The following is a 26,756-nucleotide window of genomic DNA, read 5'->3' as shown; positions in this document are numbered from 1 at the left end:
TCGAGGGCACCACGGACGGCGCGACGGTCCTGACCCGTCTCGCGCTCGCGAACGTCACGCTGGACCTCGGGGGCGTGGTCCGGCTCCGCGACGGCGGCGCCACCCTCCTCCTCGACGGAACCGGGCTGGCCGGCCACGTCGCAGGGACCGTCTCGCTCGCCGTCCCGGGTGTCTCCCTCGGCGGCACGTTCGTGGTCGAGATCAGCACGACCGGTGACCCGGACCCGTACGTCCGCGTCGTCGGCAGCGGCGTCACGCTCGACGTCCTCGGCCAGACGCTGCGCGGCGACCTGACGTTCACCCGCAGCACCGACGCCGCGGGAGACACGGTCGTCGCGGTGACCGCCACCGACGTGTCCCTGGTCCTCGGCGACGGTCTGGTCAACCTCACACAGGTCGGCGAGGCGCACTTCCGGCTCACCAGCGACGGCCTCGTCGGCTCCGTCGCCGTCGCCATCGACGTGACCGTCCCCCGCCTGACGGTCGGCGGAACGGTCGCCGTCCAGGTCAACTCGACGCCGGAGCCCGCCCTCGGCGTGCCGGCCGGCCCGTACCTTGCGATCTCGGGTGACGTCACCCTCGACGTCCTCGACCAGCAGCTCGACGCGACGGTGGCGTTCGAGCGGGGCGCCGACGGCGCGGTCGCCGTGCACCTGAGCGACGGCTCCATGTCGCTCGGTGACGCGGTGCAGATCGAGAACATCGGCGGTGCGCTGCTGCTGACCGCCTCGGGCAGCGCCGGTACCCTCGTCGCCACGGTCTCGCTGGAGGGCGCCCTCACCATCAGCGGCGCGCTCGCTCTCGCGATCAACACCGGCACCGGCCCGATCGACCGGACCATCGCGATCGGCGGCGCCACCACCGTCGTCGACCTCCCCGCCGGCCCCTACCTGCGGATCACCGGGACCGGCGTCACCGTCGAGGTCGCCAGCCAGAGTCTTCGCGGCGACCTCGCGCTCACGACCACTGCGACCGGGACGCACCTCCAGCTGACCGCCGTCGAGATGACGCTCGGTGGCGCGGCCCCGGTCGCGCGCCTCAGCGGCGGCACCGCCGACCTCGTGATCCCCGCCGCCGGAGACGTCACCGGCGAGATCGGCGGCACCGTCGAACTATTGGTGCCGGGCCTCGACCTCGCCGGCACCGTGGTCGTGGACCTGTCGGAGACCGCCGTGACGGTTACCGGGACGGGTGTCCACCTCTCTGTGGGCGGTGTGTTCGAGATCAGCACCGACCTCACCATCACGGTCCCGTCCGACCCGGCCGAAGGCACCGAGATCTCGATCGACCGCGGCTCCCTCGCCGTCGGCGCTGCCGGCATCGTCAGGCTTTCCGGCGTGAACGGCTCGATCACTGCCGGCGCGACCGGCATCGGAGCCGTGCTCACCGCCCGCGTGACGGTCGACGTGCCGGGCCTGGACATCGACGTCCCGCACGCCGACGTCACCATCGACACCACCGGTGGGCAGGCGACCTTCGGCGTCACCGCCGCCGGCGTCACGGTCATGGCCGGTCCGGTCGAGCTGTCCGGTTCCTTCCTCGTCGGTGCGGATGCCGACGCCACCACGATCGCCATGACGGGCGTGCGCATCCGGGTCGGCGGGTTCGAGCTCACGGACTTCTACGGCGCGATGATCCTCCGGCCGGGCGGCGCGGCCGGTGTGTTCGAGACGCAACAGCTGCAGAGCCTCGCCTTCGGCCCCGTCACCGTCTCCGCCAGCGCGATCTCCCTCAACGTCAACACCGGTGGCACCGCGGTCGACGAGAGCATCGAGGTCCAGATCTCCGAGACCGTGACCGAGACGGTCGACATCGCGCTCGGCGGCGGGCCGTTCGTCGAGGTCACCGCGACCCAGGCGAGCCTGTCGATCACGGACGCGTTCACACTCACCACCGACTTCACCCTGGTCCAGGGCAGCCGTCCGGGCTTCACCGTGGGCGCGACGCCACTCGCGCAGAACCCGACCGCGGTCGTCACCGGCGACCTGACCGGCGACGGGATCACCGACCTGATCGTCGGCACCGACTCCGGCGCCCACGTCTACGCCGGCACCGGAGCAGGTGCCTTCTCGGCCGGCCCACAGCTCGAGGACGTCCCCGCGGAGGCAGTCACGGGCCTCCGTGTCACCCACCTCGACGGCGACGGCGTGATCGACCTCGTCGTCCTGACCGCGAGCTTCCTCACCGTGGTGCTCGGCGGCGAGACCCTCACCACGACGACCGCCGACCGCGGGGGAGCGGCGCTCGCGCTCGCCGACCGCGACGGCGACGGCGTCGCCGAGATCGTTGTCGGCGGCACCGGCGGACTCACCGTCACCCCGGTCGTCGTCGGGGAGGCGTCGACCACGCTCGGCACGGCCACCACCGACACGTCGATCGAAGACATCCGCCACGTCCGCGTCGCCGACATGGACGGCGACGGCGTCGCCGACCTGGTCGTCGCCACCCGGTACAGCGTGCACGTGGTGTTCACCGGCGGTGCCACGACCGACGTCGTCCCCGCGCCGGCACCCGATGCCGACCCTGCGCCGCCGGTGGTAGCGGACCTCGCGGTGGCCGACCTCGACGGCGACGGGTTCCACGACGTCGTCGTGGCGCGTGACGTGCTCGAGCTCTACGTCCGGACCGGTACCGCCTACGCCCGCCAGGTGCTCCTCGACGACGCGGTCACGGCGCTCGCCGTCGGCGACGTCGACGGCGACGGCCGCGCCGACGTGGTGGCCGGCACCGCCGGCTCGGCGCCCCAGCTCTACCGCAACCTGGGTGCCACGGGAGGGAACGGGAACCGGCTCGCCGCGAGTGCCGTCGTCGGCTCCGCGCCGGCGGACGGCCTGCGCCTCGCGGACGTGGACGGTGACGGTGACCTCGACGTGCTGCTGGTCGGGCCGGATCTCCTCGCCGCCACGAACACCCCGGCCGCGACCATGCTGCTCGCGCTGGAGCGGACCAGCCTGCAGATCGGCGACCCCGCGAGCCCGACATTCGAGCTCGAGGGTCGCGGCGTCATCGCGATCCTGCCGGACGGGATAGCCGCCGAGATCACGGGCTCGGTCGCCTCGGGCACCGACATCGGGGCCAACGGCCTCGTCCGCGTCAACACCTCGACGAGCCCCGTCCATGAGACCGTCACCGTCGCCGGACGCACGGTCACGCTGGTGTTCGGCCCGGACGAGGTCGCCACCTCCACCGGCGCCTACCTCCTCTGGACCGCCGAGCTCGCCGTCGAGATCCCGCCGCTGGAGATCCACGCGGGCACGGGCGGCGACCCCGGCCGCTTCGGTGCGGGTGCGAAGGTCTTCGTGGGCCAGGGGCCCGGCATGGACGAGGACGGCAACCTGCTGGCATCCGCATCCGGCCTGTACATCTCGGTCACCGGCACGTACGACCAGGCCGCCGGGACGGTCGACGCCGAGGGCGAGGTCCAGCTCGTCGGTGTCGAGGGCGTCGCCCTGAGCGGCGAAGCCGACGTCGTCGTCCTCAGTGCCGGCACCCTGCTGATCAGCGGCACGCTCACCCTCGTGGTCGGCGGCTTCACGATGTCGGGTGCCTTCGACATCACCTCCGATGCAGACGGCACTCTCACCATCGGTGTCACCGGCGTCGAGATGACGCTCGGCACCGTCACCCTGACCCTCGACGGCTCCCTGTCCACGGACCCCGCCGGACTGGTGGCCGCACTCGAGGCCGAGGTCAGCGTGCCGGGCGTCCTCACCGCCACCGGTCAGCTCCGGATCAACACCACCGACCGGCAGCGAACGGTCATGGTGCCCGCGGGCGGCCAGCCGGCGGTCGCGGTCGACATCGCCGCCGGCTCGATCTTCGTCGCCATCGGGACGCCCGACTCGAGCGTCGAGCTCACCGTCGACGGCCTCACGTTCGACGGTGCCTTCAGCGTCGAGGTCATCCCCGGCCCGATGGCACCCGGCGCCCCGGCGGGCACCACCGCACCGAGCACCACGATTCTGCGGATGGCGGACGTGACGATCACGCTGCCCGGTGACGTCGTCTCCGTCACGGACGGCAACGGCGTCCTCGTTCTCGGCGCCGACGGCCTCGCGGGCCGCCTAGGCGGTCGGGTCGAGATCGCCGGCGGAGCAGACCTCACCCTCGCCGGCACGCTGCTGCTGGAGCTGAACACCGGCGTGGACACGGTCGCGGTCGACCAGGTGGTCGACGGGGAGGTCGTCTCGTTCGAGCTCGCCGCGGACACCACCAGAGTGGTGGGCGAGGACATCCTCGTCGACGTCGTGGGGCAGCGCCTCTCCGGCGACGTCGACCTCACCATCACGGCGACCACCACCACGCTCGGCCTGGCGAACGTCACGCTCGCGTTCGGTGACGGCACCACCGACTACGTCCGGGTCACCAACGGCTCCGCGACCATCGACGTCACGTCGACCGGCACCACGGGCACGCTCGGCGGCCGGGTCGAGCTCCTCGTTCCCGGTGTCAGCATCACCGGCGCGCTGGACGTCACCTTCGCGCCCGGGTCGGTGACGATCGTCGGCGGCACCGAGGCGGAGCCCCTCCAGATCACCGTCGGCGGCGTCGTCATCTCCGCCGCCGTCACGATCTCGCGGACCGTCGACGGCACGGCGACCGTCGTCACCGTCGACCTGGACCACGGGTCCCTCGTCCTCGCCGGCGTCGGCCGGGTCGACCTCGACGGCGAGCTCGTGGTGCGGCCCGACGGCGTCGTGGCCCGTGCCCACCTCGCCGCCGGCATTCAGCTGCCCGGGGTCGAGATCTCCGGCGACCTGTACGTCGAGATCAACACGACCCCGGCACCGGCCACGGCGGACGGCGAGGTCCTCGACCCGGGCGTCGCGGTCCGTGGCGAGAACCTCGAGCTCTCGTTCGGCGGCGTGGTGCTCACGGCCTCCGTCGGGTTCAGCCAGACCGGCACGGAAGCCGGCGGCACCCGCACCGTCGTGGCCGTCGCCGGCGGTCGCCTCAGTCTCGAGGGCATGCCCGATCTGCTCTCCGACGTCCGCGGCGTCCTCGTCCTCGTCCCCGCCACCGGCAGCGGCCCGACCGCCACCTCGGGCGGGCTGGCCGGCTCCCTGAGCGCGACCATCGACCTCGGCGACCTGATCCCCGGTGCCTCGCTGAGCGGGACGTTCGCACTCCTGATCAACCGCAGCGGCGTCGCCGTCGAGGAGACGGTCGAGCTCGGCGAGGAGACCGTCTCGCTCGACGTGGCCGCCGGCCCGTACCTGCGCGTCGAGGCCCGGGACGCCCGGCTCACCATCGCCGGACAGACCCTGAGCGGCACCGTCGCCATCGAGCAGGTCACCGAGGCCGGGACCGCCGTGACAAGGCTCGTGCTCGCCGACGTCACCCTGCGGCTGGGCTCTGCCACCCAGGACGTCGTCGTCGTGGAGAACGGTGAGGGCGAGCTGACGATCGGAAGCGGCCTCGTCGGCGACCTCTCCGCGGACCTGCGCGTCCTCGTCCCCGACGTGACGCTGGAGGCCTCGGCCAGCCTGCGGATCAGCACGGACCCCGCCGACAGATACCTCGAGGTCGCGGTGACCGACGTGGTGCTCGAGGTCGCCGGCCAGCGCCTGGAGGGCTCCTTCACCTTCAGCCAGCGCGGCACCGGCGCGGCTCGCGTCACAGAGATCACCCTGCGCGACGTCGGGCTCACGCTCGGCAGCGCCGATGCCGGCCTCGAGGTCTCCCAGGGCAGCGGGGTGGTGCGACTCGCCGCCGGCGGCGTGGCCGGCGTGGTGGGCGTGCGCATCGAGCTGGTCGGCGTTCCCGGTGTCGTCCTCGACGTGGACGCCCGGCTCGACATCAACACCACCAGCGCCGCGGTGACCCTCGACGTGCCGACCGCGGACCCGTCCGACGGCGACGCGACCGAGCCGGTCGATCTCGCCGCCCACCTCTTCCGGGTGCAGATCGGCGTGGCACAGCCCGCCACGCTCGAGGTCGCCGGGCAGCAGCTGAACGGGTCGTTCAGCTTCGAGCAGACCCGCTCCGCCGGCCCGGACGGCCGCCCCGGCACCACCGACGACCTCAGCGTGATCCGCCTGGCCGGCTCCGACATCGGCCTCTTCCTCGGTGCACGGTCGCCCGACGACGACCGTGCCAACGATGTGGGCGTCCGGGTCTCCGACGGCAGCCTGATGCTGATCCTCGGGCCGGACGGCCTCGCCGGCACGATCTCGGGCACCGCGACGCTCCGCCTCGCCCCCGACATCGTCGCCTCGACGACCGTCACGGTCGAGATCAACCAGCTCCGCCGCGCGAGTGATGCCGACCCGACGACGTTCGTCCCGCTCCCCGTCGAGGAGCAGTTCGTGGTCGGCGGCGAGACCCGCACCCTCTCGCTGCCCGCCGGACCGTACCTGCGCGTCGTGGCCGACGCGCTCACCCTGAGCATCGGCGGCCTCACCGTCACCGCCGACGTCAGCGTGCTGCGGCAGACCGTGCTCGCCGACGACGGCACCTTCACCGCCGCGTCGCCGGCCGAGCTCAAGGTCCGCCTCGCGAACCTCGGCGTCAGCCTGGGCCCGGTCACCGTCACCGACGGCAGCGGCGCGTTCGACCTCGTCGCCGCGCGCGCCGACGGACCGACGACGATCCCGGGCGGCTTCGTCGGAGCCCTTCAAGCCACGATCACCGTCGACGTGCCGGGCGTGACGGTCGGCGGCACGTTCGGCGTCGAGATCAGCACGCTCGGTCACGACTACGTCCTCGAGCAGGGCGAGACGAGCCGCACGGTGCGGCCCGGCGTGGTCGTCCGCGGCGAGGACATCACCATCGACGTGCAGGGCCAGCAGCTGCGCGGCACGGTCGAGTTCAGCCGGCACGCCGTCACCGGCGACATCACTGTCTTCCTGCAGGTTTCGCTGCGGATCGCCGACGGCGGCGAGACCATCGCGACCGCGGCACTCGGCGGGTCTATGGTCCTCACCCGCGCCGGGATGGCCGGCCGGGTCCGCGCGGAGATCACGGTGCCGGGCGTGCCCGGGCTGGAGAACACCCTCGTTGGCTCCGTCGCCATCAACACCGCCAACCGGGTGATGACCATCCCCGCGCTGCCGGAGCCCGGCGCACAGGAGGAACCGGGCACCGAGGAGCTCCCGGCCGGTCCTTACCTTCGGATCCAACTCGGCACCCCGGAGACCCCGATCGACCTCACGATCTCCGGCCAGTCCCTGACGGCCGTGGTCACGATCGAGCAGCGGCGCACGGCGAGCGGACAGCGCGTCGTCGCGCTGATGCTGGAGCAGGTGAACATCACCCTCGGCACCGAGGACACCGGGTTCAGCCTCGTCGACGGCGAGGGTGCGCTGCTCGTCCTACCCACCGGCATGGTCGCCGTCCTCAGCGGCACCCTCGACCTCGGTGGCGACAGCTGGACGGTCAGCACCGGGGAGTTCCGATTCGAGGTCAGCACCGTCCGCGCGGCCGTGAACCACACCATCACCCGCGCCGACGGCACCCCGTGGGAGATCGGCCTGCCGGCCGGCACCCTCGTCCGGTTCGTCGCCACCGACGCCCTGCTCGAAGTTGGCGACCTCGCCGTCACCGCCGACCTCACGCTGCAGCACGTCGCAGGCACCGGCGCCATCACAGCCACCCTCCTGGCGGCGGCGACCGACGTCGTGCTCACCATCGGCAACGAGTCCGCGGACGGCAGCGGCGCGGGGATCTCCCTACGCGCCGACGTCGTGTTCCGCCGCATCACGTACGCCGACGGCTCGGCGAGCACGTTCGTGGCGCTCACCGACGTCGAGCTCATCCTCAGCGGTGACCCCACCGACCCGGACGCCGCCGGCGGCATGGTCGGCGGATCCGGCGTCCTGTTCATCCCCGCCACGGGCACCGGCTTCGCGGGCGAGCTCGCCGGCAGCGTCATGGTCGACGCGGGTGACGACGTGGCCGTGGGGGCCGCCGTCGGCATCCGGATCAACACGACGGGCCTCGACGTCGACGAGACCGTCTTCGTGAACGGCCAGCGATACCGGATCTCCATCGCCGGCACGACGAGGTTCGCCTACGACGTCGGTGCCAGCCTCGACATCGACCTCGGCTTCCTCGAGGTCAAGGGCACGATCACGGCGGGCTCCGACGGCCAGTTCAGCGCCAACGACGTCGAGATCTTCGTCGGCAGCGGCCCGGCCTGGGGCCCGGACGGCACCGTCGCCCCCGGGGCCGTCGGCCTGCTGGTGCGCAACGCGTCCCTGGACTACCTCAGGGGCGAGGGCACCACCGGCTACGCACTGCGCGTCGAGGGCACCTTCGCCCTCCTCGGGCTCGACGGTCTCGAGGTCTCCGGGACCGTGCTCCTGCTGTGGAACACCGGTGCGGTCGCCGCCCACCCCGGTGGTGTGAAGGTGGACGGCCTCACGTTCAGGCTGGACGTCACGAACGTGCGGATCGCCGTCGCCGATCTGGTCGAGCTCACCGGCACGCTCCGGGTGCACCGCCAGCCCAACGGCACCCTCGACCTCACTCTGGCGCCGGCCTCCGTAGCGGTGCGCGTGGACGGTGCCGAGGTGGCCCGGCTCACCGGCTACGGTTCCTTCACCATCGACCCGGTCACCGGGTTCCGCCTGAACGCCTTCGCCGTCAGCGGATCCTCGTTGGGCGGCGCCGGTGGCGGCACCGGCCCGACGAGCACCCCCGGGACGCAGCGGCCGGTCCTGCCGCTGACGGCCGACCTCGCCGACCCCTTCCGTGGTGCCGTCGTCACCCAGGGTGAGCTCGGCACCACCATCGACGTCGTCTTCAACGACGTGAACGGCAAGGGCCTGCGCCGCGAGACCATCCTCGACGCCGGCGCCGAGATCGAGCTCATCGTGGGCAGCACGCAGGTGCTGGCAGCCGGTGTCCCGGTGCTGGTCGAGGGCACCGTGAGCACCTACCGGTACACCTTCAACGCCGCGGTCCCGGCGACCGCCGTGGTCACGGTGCGGTTCATCGCCGGTTCGTTCTCCGACCTGGGCGGGTCGCTGAACCTCGTGGAGACGGAGACGTTCGTCGTCCACACCCCCACGCTCACCAGCCCCGGTCCCGGCCCGATGGCCGTGCTCGTGACGCCGGGCGCCGGCGGTTCCATCAAGCTGAACGAGATCAACGCCCAGGGCTACGTCGACGTCACGTACCGGAGCCTGGACGGCACGCCGATCGTGAAGGGAAGCCTGACCACGGGCATCGCGCCCTTCACCATCAGCGGCGCCGGCGTCACCGCCGACCTGCTGCGGGTCCGCAACCGCCCGACCCTGGTCGGCCTGCCGTACGTCATCGCCGGCAAGGAGGCGGACGCCACCGTCGTCACCGTCCGGTACTTCTTCCGCGACCGGGACACGGACAACACTGTCCGGCTCTTCCAGCCGGGCGAGGTGGAGCTCATCTTCACGGGCGGCTGGCGCAGCGAGGGCACGACGACGCTCGGGAACCCGGGCATCGCGGGCGGCCGCGCCTCCTTCACCGTGCAGCCGAACGCGCCCGGCGAGGTGGCCACCGGTCCGACGACGCTCGGCCCGCTCTCGTTCGCCGGTCCGCGGGTCGGTCTGGCCGACTTCGGGTTCAGCCCCTCCGGCAAGCTCGTGCTCACGATCGCGGTCGGCGTCGACCGCGCCTCGCTCCACCTCGGCGGCTCGAGCGCCTCGAGCGCCCGCACGTCCAGCGGGGTGACCGTCGACCTCATCGGCCTGCTCGGCACCTTCGACCTCGAGGTCGACGTGCTCGGCATGCTGTCGGGCACGTTCGACATCGGGCTGACCGGCGCGTGGAGCCTGAACGTCTCCTCGCTCGAGGCGCACGTGCCGAACCTGATGGACCTCTACGCCGACGGCGTGCGGCTCAGCTGGAAGCCCGAGGCGCCGGACGCGGAGGACACCGACCAGGAGCTCCTCGTCATCAACTCGGCACGCCTCGTCCTGCCGACCCTCGGTGTGGAGGGCTCGATCCGCCCGTACGACCCGGTGACCCGGAGGAACTACGACACCGCGAACGACGAGCAGCTCGCGCCGGGGCGCGTACCCGGTCTGGTCGTCCGCGAGAGCGGTTTCCAGCTCGGCACGGTCGAGCTCGCCTACGGCCGGTCGACGGCACCCCTGCCCGGCCAGCCGATCCCGACCCCGATGACCCCCACCGCGCCCGACCGACAGATCACCATCGGCGGCGTCGTGGTCCTCGACGACATCCGCGTGGGCATCTCCGGCCTCGCCGTGACCTTCGGGCCCGACCCGTTCGCGGCGTTCACCGGCGAGATCTACATTGCCTCCGGCGGCGCGAGCCTGTTCCCGGGCCAGTCGTTCAACGCCCGCATCACCAGCCGCAACACCGCCGACGACGTCCGTCCGGACGGCACGATCAACGATGAGGCGTTCCGCGTCGCGGTCACCTTCACCGAGGGCAGGGTGGACGCGTTCGAGCTCGAGCTCGACACGCTCCGCCTGCAGCTCGGTGGGTTCGTCACCATCTCCGCGGTGAACCTGCGCCTCGACACCGGCGCGATCGGCGACGGGGACGACGTGCTCCTCGCCTTCACCTCCGCCTCGGCCCGGGTCGAGGTCGGCCCGCTCGACCTCAGCGGCGAGGCGCGCGGCGTCCGGATCATGGGCGACGGCGCGTTCGAGCCGGCCCCCGGGTTCGGGATTTTCCTCGGCGTCGGCAGCGCCACGAGCGCGTCGTTCCAGTGGCCCTCCTACCTGCCGGTGCGGATCGACTCGATCGGCATCCAGTGGGCAGACATCGAGAACCGCCCGGCGGACTTCGAGCTGGTCCTCTCGCTCAGTGTCACCGGCATCAAGGGCATCCCCGGGGTCGAGTTCTCCGGCTCGATCCAGGGCGTGCGCCTGGCGCCCGCCCTGCTCGCCGAGGGCCGCTTCCCCATCACCGGCATCGACGCGATGGCGGTCCGCATCTCCGGCAACCTGTTCGGCGGCGAGCTCGACGCCGGCCTGGTGGGCGGGATGCTCAAGCTGGACGAGAACGGCCTACCGATCGCCGTGCTCGACACCACCACGCCGGTGGCGGACCGGATCCTCTACTTCGGCATCGAGGGCGGTTTCTCCATCGCCGGCATGGCGGGCTTCACGATCCGCCTCGGCCTCTCCGAGTACGGGCCGCTCCAGGTGTTCATCAACGTCGAGGTCCCCGGCGGCATCCCGATCTTCCCGCCGATCGGCCTGGTGCTCAACGACTTCTCCGCCGGCGTGGAGTTCTTCAAGTCCCTGCCCTCGATCGAGGACCCGACCGCGCTGCGTGGCACCGCCTTCCGGCCCCCGACCGTACTGACCGCCGACCAGTGGCTCGTCTCCCTGCAGCAGCAGGTGGCGGCCCAGGCACGCCTGGTCGACTCCGGCACTCGTCCCGCCGACTTCCTCGCGGCCTTCCGCGCACCGATGATCATCACGGGCAGCGCGAAGATCTACTCCGCCTTCGCCTCCGACGCCGTGTTCAACGGCGAGGTCCAGATCAAGATCTCCACCGACGGCAAGTTCCTCATCGTCGGCAAGCTCAACTTCGCGGCCGGTGCGATCTCGCTCTCCGGCCGCCTCTACGCCGACTTCTCCAACATCGACGAGGGCGAGGCCGCCGTGCTGTTCCTGGCGGACATCCCGGACCAGGTGCGCCTGCTGACGATCCACGGCCAGCTGCGCATGGGATTCCGCGACGCCTCCGGGCAGGAGGTCGTCTTCGACGTCCACGACGACCGCGCCCCGGCCGGCCCGACACCGCCGCCGACGGTCGACCTCGGCGGCCCGACACAAGGCGGCGGGACGATCGACGTCGACGACATCAACGACGCCCACGCCGGCGCCCGTTGGATCGACCTGGTGATTCGCTCGGGCGGCGCGCTCGACATCGCCACGCTGCTGCGGCAGGGCCGGATCACGCTGACCGTGCCGGGCAGCACCGGCGGCATCGACTCCTTGGAAGTCGCCCCGGTCGTCAAGATCACCACCCTTGGCGGCGTGACCACCGCCGTGCTCGAGGTGGGTGGCTCGGGCGACGGCCAGTACGTCTACTACATGCTGCCGGACGGCTCGGAGGTCAGGGTCCTCACCGAGCAGGAGTACGTCCGGGCACGTGACGGCGAGGCCGGCGGCAGCGCCGACGAGTCCGAGCTGCTCGCGGCGGCGGCCGCGGCCGAGGGTTCCGCGATCTTCCGGTTCACCTTCCCCACCGGCGACTGGGGCGTCGGCGACCACGTGGTCACCGTGGGCCCGGACCTCGTGCGGCGCCTGGACGGCGTGGGCAACGCCGCGACGACCCTCGGGTTCACCGTGACCGGCGTGACCGCCTCCCTGGAGGAGGACGGCGCCACGGTGGATGTCGGCCAGGTCAACGGCCGGGACTGGCGCGACGGCCTGCCGGCCGGCGTGGACGTCGACGGCGACCAGATCACCGGCTACCTCGACGTCACCTTCACGCCGACGACCCTCCGGCAGATCGACTCGTCCTCGATCGACTGGGGCCTGCTGCAGCTCTCCGGCGCCGGCGCGTCGGGCGTCACGGTCCTGCAGATCTCCCCGGTCGCGCTCGGGGGCAACACGTATCGGTTCTTCCTGGGCGGCGAGTTCGTCGTCGGCAGCGTCACGGCGGAGGTCCTCGTGGGGAGCGTTGCCGTCGGCCTGCCCGACGCCCGGGGACCCCCGGCCGGTTGGAGCCAGACCTTCACCTTCGACGTCGTCGGCTCGACGGCCGACGTCGTCCAGACCGTCCCCGAGACCGAGACGACACCGGAGACCGTGCGCGGCCTCGACGGCCTGACGATCGGCCTGGACACGCTCGTCGCACTGGGCTACCTCGAGATCCGCTTCCGCGCCACCCTCGGCAACCAGGTCGACCACGCCACCATCGACGGTGACGAGATCGTCCTCCGCGGCCCGGCCGGCGCGATCGTCCCGCTCGGCGGCCCCGTCCGGGTGACCGGCACCGACCAGTACCGTTACGAGATCCTCGGCGACCTCGCGGCGGGCACCTACACGGTGGAGATCGTCGCCGACACGTTCGCGGACGCCGCCGGCGTCCTGAACACCGCCGAGACCGAGCACCTCACGCTCCAGGTCCCGACCGCAGAGCTGACCGACCCCGACAACGGCTCCACCGTCCGCGGCCCCGTGATCGCCGGCCGCGGCTACATCGACATCGACTTCCCCTCCTTCGGGGACGTCCAGGCCGCCGTCGACCCGGCCACCATCCTGGACGCCGGCGCGGAGATCACCCTCACCGCGGGCGGCACGACTCTCACCCTCGTCGCCGCGCCGGTCGACCTCGGAGACGGGACGTTCCGCTACTTCTTCACCGGCTGGGACGGCTCGCCGATCACGGTGAGCTACCTGGACCGGACCTGGGCCAACACGAACGGCGTCGTGTGGTCCTCGACCACCTACATGGAGGGCGACGACGAGTACGGCGAGGACATCGACCCGGGCTCGGAGCCGGGCGACGCGGGCACGTGGATCGACATCACCTTCACCCCGGTGGCCGGGGAGCGCGTCGACGCCGCGGACATCCTCGAGCGGGGCGCCGAGCTGCTGAGCCTGCGCGGCGCCGGCGCGGACGGCCTCACCTTCATGGGCGTCCACCAGGTCGGCGCGAACACCTTCCGGTACGTCTACGCGGGCCAGTCGCTGACCGAGGGCACGGTGACCGTGACCATCGCCGCCGGATGGCTCGACACCGCCGGGAACGCGGGTGCCGGGAGCACCAGCCGCTTCCAGGTCATCAAGCCCGCGGAAAGCTTCTACATCTCCATCTCCGGCGGCATCCAGCTGAACGCGGCCGGCCTCACCGACGAGCCGATCCTCGAGATCCTCGCCGAGGTCGTGCTCGAGATCGACTCCGAACGGAACACCTTCATCCTCACCTTCCAGGGGCAGATGAACGTCATCCACATCGGGACGATCGGTGCGGCCGCGGGCCGGTTCGTCCTCGACATGGGCGACGGGCTCTCCGCCGAGCCGCAGTTCTGGGGCGTCGCCACCATCGAGACGAACTTCGACTTCCTCGAGGAGTACGGCGTCTTCCTCACCGGCGCCGCCACGCTGCAGATCAACACGAGCGGACAGACTCGCACCGAGGTGCTCGAGCTGCCCGGTATCGGCAGCCGCACCTACGTGCTCGGGCCGCGCAGCTTCGGCGTCGAGCTCCTCGGTCAGCTCCTCCTCAAGCCGGGCGGCCCCGGCTCGCCCGGAATCCTGCGGCTGCAGGGCGGTTTCTACCTGGCGCTCTCCGTCGACGAGAACCCGAGCTTCGAGATCTTCGCGACCGCGGAGCTCTCGTTCGGCGTCGGCTCCGCGATGGTCACCTACAGCGAGGCGACGGTGTTCCTCGTCGCCGACGGGCGCGGCGTCGCCGGCCAGGCGGTCATCTCCGCCGGTGCCGGCATCGGCATCCCGAGCGCCGGCGCCTTCAGCATCAGCGGCTCGGTCACCGTCGTGTTCAACACGTCGCAGCAGGACATCACCTTCCAGATCCCCGAGTCGATGCTGCCGCTGCTGAGCGAGGGCGACCCGACGTCGATCACCGTGTTCGGCGCCCCTCCGGGCCTCGACGGGCAGCGCAACCCGTCCGCCCGTCCCGCCGTCTACGTCCAGGCCATCGTCCAGGCGCAAATCACCCTCGGGACCCTCCTCACGCTCAACGGCTACATCGGCATCACCGCGGCGGCGAACGCGTCCGGTGGGTACCTGCGGGTCGACGGGGCGGTGGGCGGGACCATGGCCGTGCTCGGCGCCGTCGCCGGCACGATCAACCTCGCCGTGTTCGTCGGTGACCCCACGGCCGTGGTGGGGCGCATCCAGCTGTCGCTCGGCTCCAGCGGCGTCCCCGGTGTCGAGCTCGCCGGCGACCTCATGGTCGAGATCAACACGGCCGGGCACTCGATGACGATCCAGACCTTCGCCACGCAGCGCGACGAAGGGGTCTTCGCCGGCTTCGAACGGGGACCGACCGGGCAGCTCAAGATCGCCGAGGAAACGATCCTCACCGGCGTCAAGGTGGAGTTCGGTGGCTCGCTGGTCCTGGTCGACCGGTTCGCGATCGAGGGACACGTCCTGTTCCGGATCGGCGACCTCGGCGGTGACCGCGGCGCCGGCCTCGAGCTGATCGTCAACGGCCGCATGGCCGTGGACCCGATCGGCGAGCTGCGCCTGACGAACTCCGGCTTCCGGATCTCCGATGATGGCCTCGTCGCACGCGTCGACCTGACGCTCGACGCCGGCTTCGGCGCGGACATCGGCCTCGGGTTCAACGCCTCCGTCCTCCTCGAGCTGAACACCACAGGCCGATCCGTCGAGTTCTCGCCGGTCACCGGGGCGGCCGACCTCCCGTCGGACGTCGCGGCGAGCACGGTCGATCCCGGCTTCCTGCTGAAGATCGACGGCCGGATCAACTTCCTCGGACTCGCCGGCGGCTACGGCTTCGCCCACATCAAGGCCACCCCGACGGCGTTCGAGATCCAGCTCGGCGTCGGATTCGCCCTGGGCGGGCTGAAGTTCGAGGCCTCCGGCGGCGCCGGCATCTACACGGACGACCCCGGCTTCGCGATGCGGCTCCAGGTGACCGCGGTCGCCGACGCGGGACCGGTGTTCTTCATCGAGGCGTCCGGCCTGCTCGAGCTCAACACCTCCGGCACCGAGCGGCTCGGCATCGCGGCGAACTCGTTCCAGCTCGACCTCGACGGCACCGTCGACATCCTCAAGATCATCGGCTTCGACGCCTCGTTCCAGGTCGTCGTGGCGAACGGTCAGTGGGCGTTCCGCGCCCAGATCGAGGCCGGCTTCTTCGGGCTCGCGACGCTCTCCGGCTCGATCTACCTGGACTCGCGCGGCAGCTTCGACATCCGGCTGTCCGGCCACATGGTCATCGGGTCGAACTCGTTCGGCCTGCGCGGCGACTTCCACTTCCACGTCACCTCGATCGCCCGGAGCGACGGCACGTACCTGTTCAGCCTCGGCGGCGGCGCTGAGGTGTCGGTCCGCGCGTTCGGCTTCACCCTCGCGAGCGTCGGGCTGTCCTTCAACTTCGGTCTCGACACCGCCACGGCCGGCGATGACGGACGCGTGAAGATCCAGCTGCGCGTGAAGTTCAAGATCAAGCTGCTCTTCTTCGAGATCAGCGAGACCCTCACCTTCACCCTCGGTTACATCCAGTTCCCGAAGCCCACCTACCTCGCGGGCGGCTACGGCACGAGCGAAGACGATCGGCGCACCTTCGACGGGGATGACTTGTACCTCAACGTGGGGGAGCGGGCCGTGGCCCGCAACATCGGCACGGACGAGCGGTCGGAGTCCGTCCGGATCGAGCAGACCGGCTCCACCGCCGACGGCGCCACGATCGTCGTCACGGCCTTCGGACGGTCCAACACCTACGAGGGCGTCACCAAGATCCACGCCGACTTCGGAGACGGCAACGACACCGTCGTGATCGCACCGTCGGTCGCCGTCCCGGTCGTGATCAGGGGCGGCAGCGGCGCCGACGTCATCAGCTACGAGGGCACCTCGGCGGGGCTCGCCTCCGACGTCACTCTGCACGGTTCGGCAGCGGGCCTGACCGGCGACGGGTGCGAGGCGGACCGCGACTACATCTCGGTCGAGGGACCGGCCTCCGCAACGATCGACGGCGGCTGCGGTGACGACACGCTCATGCACGTCGGGTCCGGCACCGTCACCATGGCCGGCGGTGCCGGCGACGACCGCCTCGTCGGCGGGTCCCGCACCGACGTCCTGCGCGGCGGCGCCGGTGTCGACCGGCTCGAGGGCCCGGCGGCCACGCTCAAGGGCGGGGACGACGCCGACACGATCATCGTCACGGTGTCCGGCGCGATGCCCACGGTGGACGGCGGCGCCGGCACCGACCTGCTCGACCTCACCCTCGGCGCCTCCCCGGACACGGTCGCGCTCGAGGCCGGAACCGCCGGGAAGCTGAAGCTTTCCCTCAACGGCAAGACCTCCACGCTGGCCGGCATCGAGAACCTCGTCCTGGACGGCCGCGGCGGCGCGGACCGCATCACGGTGGGCGACCTCGCGGGCACCGACGTGCAGAACGTCGTCGTCGACACCGGCAAGCTGGTCACCGTGGACGGCACCCGCCTGGACACGTTCCAGGAGCTCGACCCGGAGACCGGCCGCGAGGAGACCTTCACCCAGGAGGTTCCCAACGAGATCCGCCGCGACGACGGCTCCGCCGACGTCGTCGTCGTCCACGGCTCCGCCGCCGCCGACAGCTTCACCGTGACGACGCCGGTGCGAGACCCGGCCGAGCGGCTCGGCGGCGACCTGCGCATCGGGCACTCGGCGGGGCCGGTCGTCTGGGTCGACGGAGCCGCGCGCGCCGAGGGCGACACGGTCACGCTGGACGCCGACCCGACGGTTCCGCCGGCCGGCGAGCCCGGACACCCCACGGACGACGTGCTCGACGCCTCCGGCGTCACCCGCGACGTCGCCGCGCTGCGACTCCTCGGCCGGGCCGGCGACGACACCCTCATCGGATCGCCGTTCGCCGACCACCTCGACAGCGGCCACGGCGACGACGTCGTCACGGGCGGGCTGGGCCGCGACACGTTCGCCGACGCCGGCGGCGACGACACGCTCGTCGAGATCTTCGACGCGGACATCGGCCTGTACGACAACCGGTTCGTGGTGGGCTCCGTGCCACGCACACCGGTCACCGCCGCCGACGTCCACCCTCACCTCACCGGCACCGACTTCGCCTCCGGCGTCGTCGAGGACCTGCACGGGATCTTCGAGAACGCCGCCCTGGGCGGCGGCGCCTCCTCGAACGTGGTGCTCGTCGGCGACGCCGACGGCTCGATCCGGGTCGGCGGCGCCGGATGGGCCGCGAGCCCGTGGACCGGCACGCTCGCCGTCCGGGCCGGCGGCGGAGACGACATCGTCCGGGTCGAGCTGCCCGGCGCCAACGGTGCGGACATCGACGTCGTCGGCAGTGCCGGCACCGACACCGTCCAGGTCTTCGGCACCGACCAGCGCGACGACGTCGTCGTCGACCGGGCGTCCCGCGACGGAGGGACGAGGGACCGGATCCGCTCGCTCGGGGTCCCCTTGGGTGGCGGCGCAGCGACGGGCCTCGTGAGCGTCACCTACGACACCGAGAACGCCGACCTCGACACCCGCGGCAGCGGCGACCGGATCGCCGTGCGGGCCATGCGCGCCGAGCACCACGTCTACGCCGGCGCCGGGGACGACGACATCGCCGTCGGCAGCGCCGCGGGGCTCGGCGCGACGGACGTGGCCTGGCCGAACGCGGGCGGCACGATCGACGGCATCACCGGCACGCTCTGGGTCGCCGGCGACGGCAGCCTCGGCACGGTCACCGGGGACGGTCCGAGTCGCTCGACCACCCCGGCCGGGTACGACCGCCTCTACGTCGACGACACCGCCGACACCGGCGGCCGCACCGGCTGGATGTCCGGCTCGTGGCTCCAGCTCGGGCCCCTGGCCCTCGGCTACCACCAGCTGCTCCGGCTGTTCCTCGGCCTCGGCTCCGGCGGCGACACGCTCCAGGTGGACAGCACGCACGTCGGCGCCGGTCGCACCACCGAGATCCGGACACACGACGGCGACGACGTCGTCTCGCTGCACACCGTGAGCGGTCCCACCCGGGTGGAGCTCGGCCGCGGCGCGGACCGCCTGGTCCTGTCCTTCGACGGCGACGAGACCGGCCGGCTCGCCCTGATCCAGGCGCTCGTCACGGTCCGCGGCGAGCCGCTCGACGACGACGGCGAGCCGACCGACGACGGCGCCCTCGACCGGCTGCTCATCCTCGACGACAGCAACCAGGGCCGTGTCGGCTACATCACCGACCGCGTCGTCGCGGGCCTGGGGGCAACCCTCGGCGGCTCCGCCGAGCGGGGCGACCTGGTCCAGGTCGTCACCGTCACCGGTGCCATCGGCGGCACGTTCGTCCTCCGGCTCCAGGGCCCGGGAGGCTCGGTCGCGACGACGGCGCCGATCGCTGTCGGCGCCCTGCCTGCCGCGGTCGAGGCCGCACTCGAGGCCGTGCTCGGCGCCGGCACGGTGCGCGTGACGGGTGTGCCGGGCCGCTGGATGGTCGCGTTCACCGGCACGCTCGCCGGTGCGGCCGGCTGGGCCCGCCACATCGCCGGTGTCGTGGCGGACGCCGTGCCGCACCCCGACCAGAGCGTCACGACCGCCGTCGCGACCATCTCGGACGGGCGCGTCGAGCACGCCGGCTTCGAGGCGCTGTACGCCGAGCTGCTCGGGAGCGGGCGGATCGACCTCGCCGTCCACCGCACGCTCGAGCACGAGAACGTCGTCCAGCTCGGCTCCGCCGGCGACCTCGTGGCGGTCGAGGGCACGGCGGGGCCGACGTGGGTCTCGACCGGCGCCGGCGACGACCGGCTCCTCGTCAACCCCGACTTCGACCTCGGTGACCCCAACACCCTGGTCGGCGGGCTCTACCTCGACGGCGAGCACGGTGACGACACGACCGTCGTCCAGACGTTCGGCGGTGGCGACTCGCGCGTCGAGGTCAGGGACACCGGCGGGCCCGACGAGACCGACGTGCTGATCGTCGACGGTACCGACGGCGCCGACACGTTCCTCAGCCGCGCCGGCCGGGACGACCCGACCCGAGGCCTCGTGGCCAGCCTCGGCGCCCGCCTCGCGAACGGGTTGTTCACCAGCGCCGAGATGATCGTCTACACCGACCGGATGACCGGCGGCGTCGTGATCGACGGCCACGACGGCGACGACGCGTTCGCGCTCGACGACGCGATCGCGGCGCTCTCGGTCTACGGCAGGGCGGGCGAGGACCTCTTCCGCGTCGGACAGCTCCTCGTCTCCTACCTCCGGTCCGACGAGTTCGGCGTGCCGGAGTCCGCGATGTTCGACTCCACGCGCGGCTGGCTCACCAACGGCGTCACCCGCCCGACCGTGCTCTACGGCGGCACCGGCGACGACGTGTTCGACGTCTTCCGGAACGTGGCCGCGGTGCAGCTGAACGGGGACGCCGGCGACGACGTGTTCGTCATCCGGACCTTCGTCGGCGAGTCGGACACGACGACCGTGGACATGGGGGGCGGCAGCGACCTCCTGCACTACGCGATGAACGCCCCCGTGGGCATCGACGGCGGCGACGGCTTCGACACGATCATCGTGGTCGGCACGGAGCTCGCCGACACCTTCGTCGTCACCAAGGACGGCATCTTCGGCGCCGGCCGGTTCGTCACCCACGTGGCCATCGAGCGACTCGTCCTCGACGCGCAGCAGGGTGACGACCGGATCTTCGTGAAGTCCACCGACGCGAACGTGGCGACCCGGATCATCGGCGGCCTCGGCAGCGACCGGATCGAGGTGGCGGGCGACGCCCCGGCCGTCCAGGCCGACGACCTCCTGGGCCACTCGGGCCTGACGTCGCACACGGTCGAGTCCGTCCTCGCCGGCTGGGACGGCGTCCAGGCGGACCAGGTGGCGGCGGACATCACCGACGACGACGCCCCGGCTCTCGTCATCTCGCCGGCGGACGGATCCCTGCGGGTCGACGAGGCCGGCGGCACGGACTCGTTCACGGTCCGGCTGGCCCACGACGTCGGCGGCCCGGTCGAGGTCACGTTCGCCGGCCCGCCGGTGCACCCGCTCTCCGGGGACCCGACACGCTCGCTCGAGCTGCGCACCGACGGCGCGTGGCGGACCAGCGTCACGGTGACGCTCCGGTACGGCCAGACCGCCACCGTCCAGGTGCGTGCGACGGCCGAGCTCGCGCCCGAGCGCGCCCGAACCGCGATGATCTCGGCGGTCGCCAACGGAACGACGGGTGCGAACGGTTACGACGCGCTCCAGCTCCCGTTCCTGCCGGTGCTCGTCGTCGACGACGACGCGGCCGACGTCGTCGTGACCGAGCCGGTGGGCGGCCTCACGGTCGTCGAGGGGCCGACCTCGGGCGGCGGCACCACGGCCGGCTACACCGTCCGGCTCGCGAAGGCCCCGACGGCCGCGGTGACGGTCACGCTCACCACCGACGGGAACGTCCGCTTCGGCGAAGGCGGTCCGGCGTCCGTCTCCCTCGTGTTCACCGCGGCGAACTGGATGACGGCCCGCACGCTCACCCTGTGGGCGCCGCTGGACGGCGCCGCCGAGGGCTGGCACGCGGTCAGCCTCGTCACCACGGTGACCAGTACGGACGCCGACTACGACGGCCTAGAGGTCGGCATCCTCACCATCGAGGTGCACGACGGCGACACCCCGGGCGTCGTGGTCACGCCGTCGCGGGGCAGCACGCGCCTGACCGAGGGGGGCGAGACCGACGACTACACCGTGCGCCTCACGCAGCGGCCCGCCGGCGTCGTCAGCGTCCGCATCGACCCCGTCCCGACTCCGACCGTGGTCGGCACCGACGGCGGCACCTACCGGACGAACGTGCAGGTCGAGGTGGACGTCGCCGCATCGGACGGGGTGCGTGTGGCCGCCGACGGCAGCCTGTGGCTCGACTTCGGCCCGGCGACCTGGTGGCAGGAGCGCCGCGTGGTGCTGCGCGCGATCGACGACGACGTGGTCGACGGCAACGGCCTCCAGTCGTTCGCCGACACCGCCGACCGCCTCACCAGGATCCAGGGCCCGCTGTACGTCCAGGGCGGCCTCGACCCCGACCCGGTCTGGGACATCTCGCTCGACGACTACCTGCCGATCCTGCTGCCTGGGGAGACCTCCGACCACCCGGAGGAGCCCGACAACGGCACGGTCGAGGTGCGCGAGAGCGCCCAGGTCGACGTGCTCGTCGTCCACGACGAGGACAGCCCCGGCACCACGACCGGCGTCCTGACGGCCGGCCGGCTGACCGGATTCGGCATGGGCGGCGACCGGGTCTTCGCGGGCGTCCCGGTGCCCGGGGGCATCACCTACGACGGCTTCGAGACCCTCGACCTCCTCCTCGGCTACGGCCCCGACACCCTCACCGTCGCCTCGACCCACGCCGGCACCACCGTCGTCCGCACCGGCCGCGGCGACGACGTCGTGAACGTGCGCACCGTCGACGGCCACACCGCCGTCCACGGCGGCGCCGGCGACGACGCGATCGCCGTCGGCTCCACCGCCGGCGTGCGCGGCACCGACGGGCCGGGCAGCCTCGCCGGCATCGACGCGCTGCTCGTCCTCGACGGCGGCACCGGCACGGACGTCGTGCACGTCGACGACGGCGCCGACACCACCGGCGACGTCGGCACCATCACGCCGACGTCCATCGAGGGCCTGGACATGGTCGCCCGCGGCGGCGTCGACCGCGTCTACCAGGTCTCGACCGCGGGCGCCGGCACCGTCACCCTCACGGTCGTCGGGATCGGCGCGCTCACCTTCACCTCCGCCACCACCGCCGAGGTGCTCGCGGCCGCGATCCAGGAACTGCTCTTCCCGGACGCGGCGTCCTGCGGCAGCGCCGGCCGCAGCGACTGCGCCCGGTCGGTGTGGGTCTGGAAGCTCGGGACGGACTTCTACGTCGGCTTCCACGGCGAGGTCAACGACGAGACCGCACCTCTGCGGCTCACCGTCACGGCGACCGGGTCGGCCGGCGCAGCGGACGACCGCCTCCGCGTCGACGGCATCGGCTACCACGGCCTCACCGACGAGTGGCTCGAGATCGACCTCGGCTCGGGGACGGACGTTTTCAACGTGCGCGGCACCTCCGCCGTCACGAACATGCGCACCCACGGTGGCGACGACCGCGTCTACGTCTCCTCGCTCGCCGCCGTGGGCCGCACCGGGCGACCGACCTTCCTCGCCGGCGACCTCGACGACCTCCACGCCACCCTCAACCTCGACCTCGGCGACGGCCGCCACACCCTGCTCGTCTCCGACGCCGGAGCGTGGGCGGGGGACCGGGACGTCCTGATCACCGACGAGACCTCCGCGGCCCGCGACCGCGACGCGACCGTCGCCGCCGACGCCGAGATCGCCATGCTCGGCCTCGCGCGCGGCTCGATCTCCTACCGCGTCGGCCCCGGCGGCACGCTCGCCGACGGCGTCCGCGTCTGGACCGGCTCCGGCGCCGACCGGATCCGCGTGGACGGCACGCACCACCGTGCCGGCGTCCGCACGCAGACCTGGCTCAACACGGGTCTCGGCGACGACCTCGTCCTCCTCGACCTGCACCTCGGCGAGGACGGTGACCTCGTCGTCAACGCCCAGGGCCAGTACGACTCGCTGCTGCGGCTGATCGACCTCGTCCGCCGGCTCAGCGGCGGCGACGGACCGGTGGCCTCCGACGTGGTCGCCGTCAGCGTGGACGGCACCCCGGTGGCGCCGGGACGCTACGTCGTCGACCTCGCCGCCGGGACGGTGGGCCTGCTCGACACGCCACCGCTCGGCTCGACCGTCAGCGCGACGGTCCAGCAGGTCAGCACCGTCACCGGCCGCTGGAGCGGCGTGCGGACGATCGACCTGGGCGACGGCGAGGGCACGGTCACCGGTGTCCGCGTGCTGGTCAACGGCGTCGAGGTCGACGCGGTGCTCGCCGCGGACGGCACGGTCACCTTCGACGCGGGCGCGCCCCGGTCCGGCGTCGACCCCTACGTGGTCGTCGAGGTGACCCGCACCTTCACCCGGACGGTCACCGGCCCGCAGGTGGCGGAGAGCGACGACGACGTCGTGCGCGGCGACACCTCGACCCTGCCGCTCGTCATCGTCGGCGGGCAGGGCTCGGACTCGCTGCACGGCGGCAGCGGCGGCAACGTCATCCTCGGCGACCGCGGCCTGGTCCTCTGGTTCGAGCCGGGCACCGACCTCCCGGGCGACGGCGTGCTCACTCCCGACCAGCTCGCCGCGCTGCAGGAGCTCGCGGCGGCGATCTCCGGACACGGCGGCCCCGGTGACACGACCGACGGCGTCGAGCGGCTCGTCGGCCTCGTCGTCACCGTCGACCCGACGATCGGCGGCGACGACGTCATCACCTCCGGCGTCGGGGCCGACATCGTTCTCGGCGGTCTCGGCGGCGACATCATCGGCACCAACACCGGCGAGCGCGCCGCCGGCCCGGTCGACCGGGCCGACGTGGTGCTCGGCGACCACGGCTTCGTCGACATGCAGCTCCTCGACGGTGACCCCTCGGACGTCGACCGCGCCTGGAGCACCCACCCGGAGCTCGGCGGTGACGACGTCGTCGTGACCGGCTCCGGAGGAGACGTCGTCCTCGCCGGCACGGGCGACGACCTGGTCCTCGCGGGCGACGGCAGGAACGTCGTGACCGGCGACGGTGCCCGGCTCACCGCCGACGGTGACCAGCCGCTGCGGTGGAACGAGCTCCTCGCACCGGACTCCCTCGAGCCATTCGCCCCCGGGACCGGCGGCTCGGACCGCATCTGGGGCGGCGACCAGGTCGACGTCGTCCTCGGTGGCCTCGGCGCCGACCGGATCGACCTCGGCGGCGGCCACGACCTCGCGGCCGGTGACCACGCGAGCCTCACCTGGGCGGAGGTGTCCGGAGCGCTCGCCGTGGCGTCGATCGTCTCGGTGGCCGTCGACCTCGGCGGCGACGACGTGGTGCTCGGTTGGTCCGGCGAGGACGTCCTGCTCGGCGGGACCGGCTCCGACGCCGTCGACGGCGGCACCGGCCGCGACCTTGTCGTCGGCGACACCGCCCGGCTCACCCGCGTCCTCGACCACCGAGACCCCCGGATGCGCGAGCTCACCGACGCGCTGATCTACTCGACCGACGAGGCCGACGCCGGCGCCGCCAACGTCTCCACCGCCTGGAGCCGCAGCCCCGACGGCCCGACCGACTGGTCGGACCTGCGGCTGGTGCTCACCGAGCACACCGAGACCACGCCGGCCACGCGGTACGGCGACGACTACCTCGCGGGCGGCCTGCACGACGACCTGCTGTTCGGTGGCCTCGGTGACGACGTGATCCAGGGCGACGGCTCGATCGACCTCGACCGCGACGGCGTCGTCGACACGGGCGCGCCCGGCCAGGGCGCCCGGGTCGGCCCCGCGCGCGACGCCGCCGGCCTCCTCGTGGTCACGCCGAGCCGCGGGAGCGCCGCGGACGGCGACGACTACGTCGAGGGCGGCGGCGGCGCCGACGTCGTCCTCGGCGGCCTCGGCCGCGACGACCTCGTCGGCGGCTCCTCCTCGATGTACGGGCTGGACACGATCGCCCAGCGTCCGGACGCCGGCGACCTGATCTTCGGTGGCGCGGGCGACGCGCACGACCGCAACGACCGCGTTGGCGGCCACGGCAGCGACTCCGACGTCGTCGTCGGCGACAACGGCGACATCCACCGCCTCGTCGGTGCCGACGGCGCGTACCTGACGTTCGTCTACGACACCCACGACGACCCGGTCCGCCTCCTGCCCCGCGCCGTCACGCTGCTCGACAGCACCCCCGGCGGGCCGGACGTGCGGCCCGACCTGTTCGACGTCACGCAGGCCGACGTGGCCGCCGCCGGGCGCGCCACCGCCGACGTCTGGGCCCCCGACGAGATCCACGGCGAGGGCGGCGACGACACCGTCTACGCCGGCGGCGGCAACGACGTCGTCTACGGCGACGCCGGCGACGACGACCTCGTCGGCGGCTGGGGCAGCGACTGGCTCTCCGGCGGCACCGGCACCGACGGCATCCTCGGCGACGAGGGCCGGATCGTCACCTCGCGCCACGGCTCGCTCGAGCCGCTCGCCGGCGTGACGACACCGACCACGCAGCGGACCATCTCCACCCCCGGCAACCACCAGGTCGCCGTCGTCAACCCGACCGGCACGCTGACGAAGACCGTGGACCTCACGCCGTGGTCGCTGCAGCCCGCCGGCTCCGCGCACGACCCGTACTTCGAACCGATGTACGCCGACGACCTGATCTTCGGCGGCCTCGGTACCGACTTCCTGCACGGCGGCGGTGGCGACGACGGCATCTCCGGCGCCGAGGCGCTCCCGCTCTCCTACGTGCCGGGCACCGCGCTCGGCCGCGCCGGCGGGGTGGTGCGCAACGACTTCCACCGCCCGGTCGCGGCGCCGGACCAGCTCCAGTTCGACCACGACCTCACCTACTTCGCCCTCTACAACCCGGACGACCCGCTGCGCCGCGTCACCCTCACCGCCGCCGGCACGCTCGACCCCACGGCGTCCGGCGACCGGATCTGGGTGCTCGGCTTCGACCATCTCGACGGCGACACCGTGGACGGACGCACCACCGACGGCGACGACGTGATCTTCGGCGACCACGGCAACGACTGGCTCGTCGGCGGCACCGGTTCCGACACGCTGTGGGGCGGCTGGGGCAACGACACCCTCGACAGCGACGACGACCCGACCACCGACGGCGGCGGCAACGTCACCGTCGACGGTGACACGGCCTGGGCGGACCGCGCCTTCGGCGGCGCCGGGGTCGACGTCCTCTCCGCGAACACGCAGGAGGACCGCCTCATCGACTGGTCGGGCGAGCTCAACTCCTACGTCGTGCCGTTCAACCCGTTCGGGCAGTCCGCCGTCTCACGACAGCCCTCACCCGGCATGTACACGTTTCTGTACGACCTGTCGTGGGCGCAGGGTGCCGACCGGACGATCGCCGCGCAGCTCGGCACCGACGCCGACCGCAACGGGGAGCCGTTCGGCGAGACCGGCCTGGTCACCCAGCGCGACTCCGGCCACTGGCAGGACCAGAAGGGCGGCCCCCGTGACCCTCAGCCCGGCAACGGCGGCGCCGGCGGCGCCGGCGGCGCCGGCGGCACGGCCGGCACCGGAGGCACCGGCGGCTCGGTCGAGGCGGATGACGGCTCGACGCACCCGGGCAACGGGAAGGGCCGGGGCAAGAAGCCGTGA

1 protein-coding gene (running past one end of the window) is annotated in these 26,756 nt (G+C 72.6%); it reads left to right on the top strand.

Annotation, left to right across the window (positions count from 1 at the left end; genetic code table 11):
- A protein-coding gene (locus tag ABD907_RS02875; protein ID WP_345214978.1) for an FG-GAP-like repeat-containing protein crosses the window boundary here: on the top strand, positions 1-26,756 show its 3' portion. It extends 11,269 nt beyond the left edge of the window; only the last 26,756 of its 38,025 coding nucleotides appear in the window; the start codon falls outside the window, past its left edge; the stop codon is at positions 26,754-26,756.

The sequence above is a fragment of the Georgenia halophila genome (assembly GCF_039541595.1).
The sequence above is the reverse complement of the archived record's forward strand: the minus strand, read 5'-3'. Positions and strand labels throughout refer to the sequence as shown.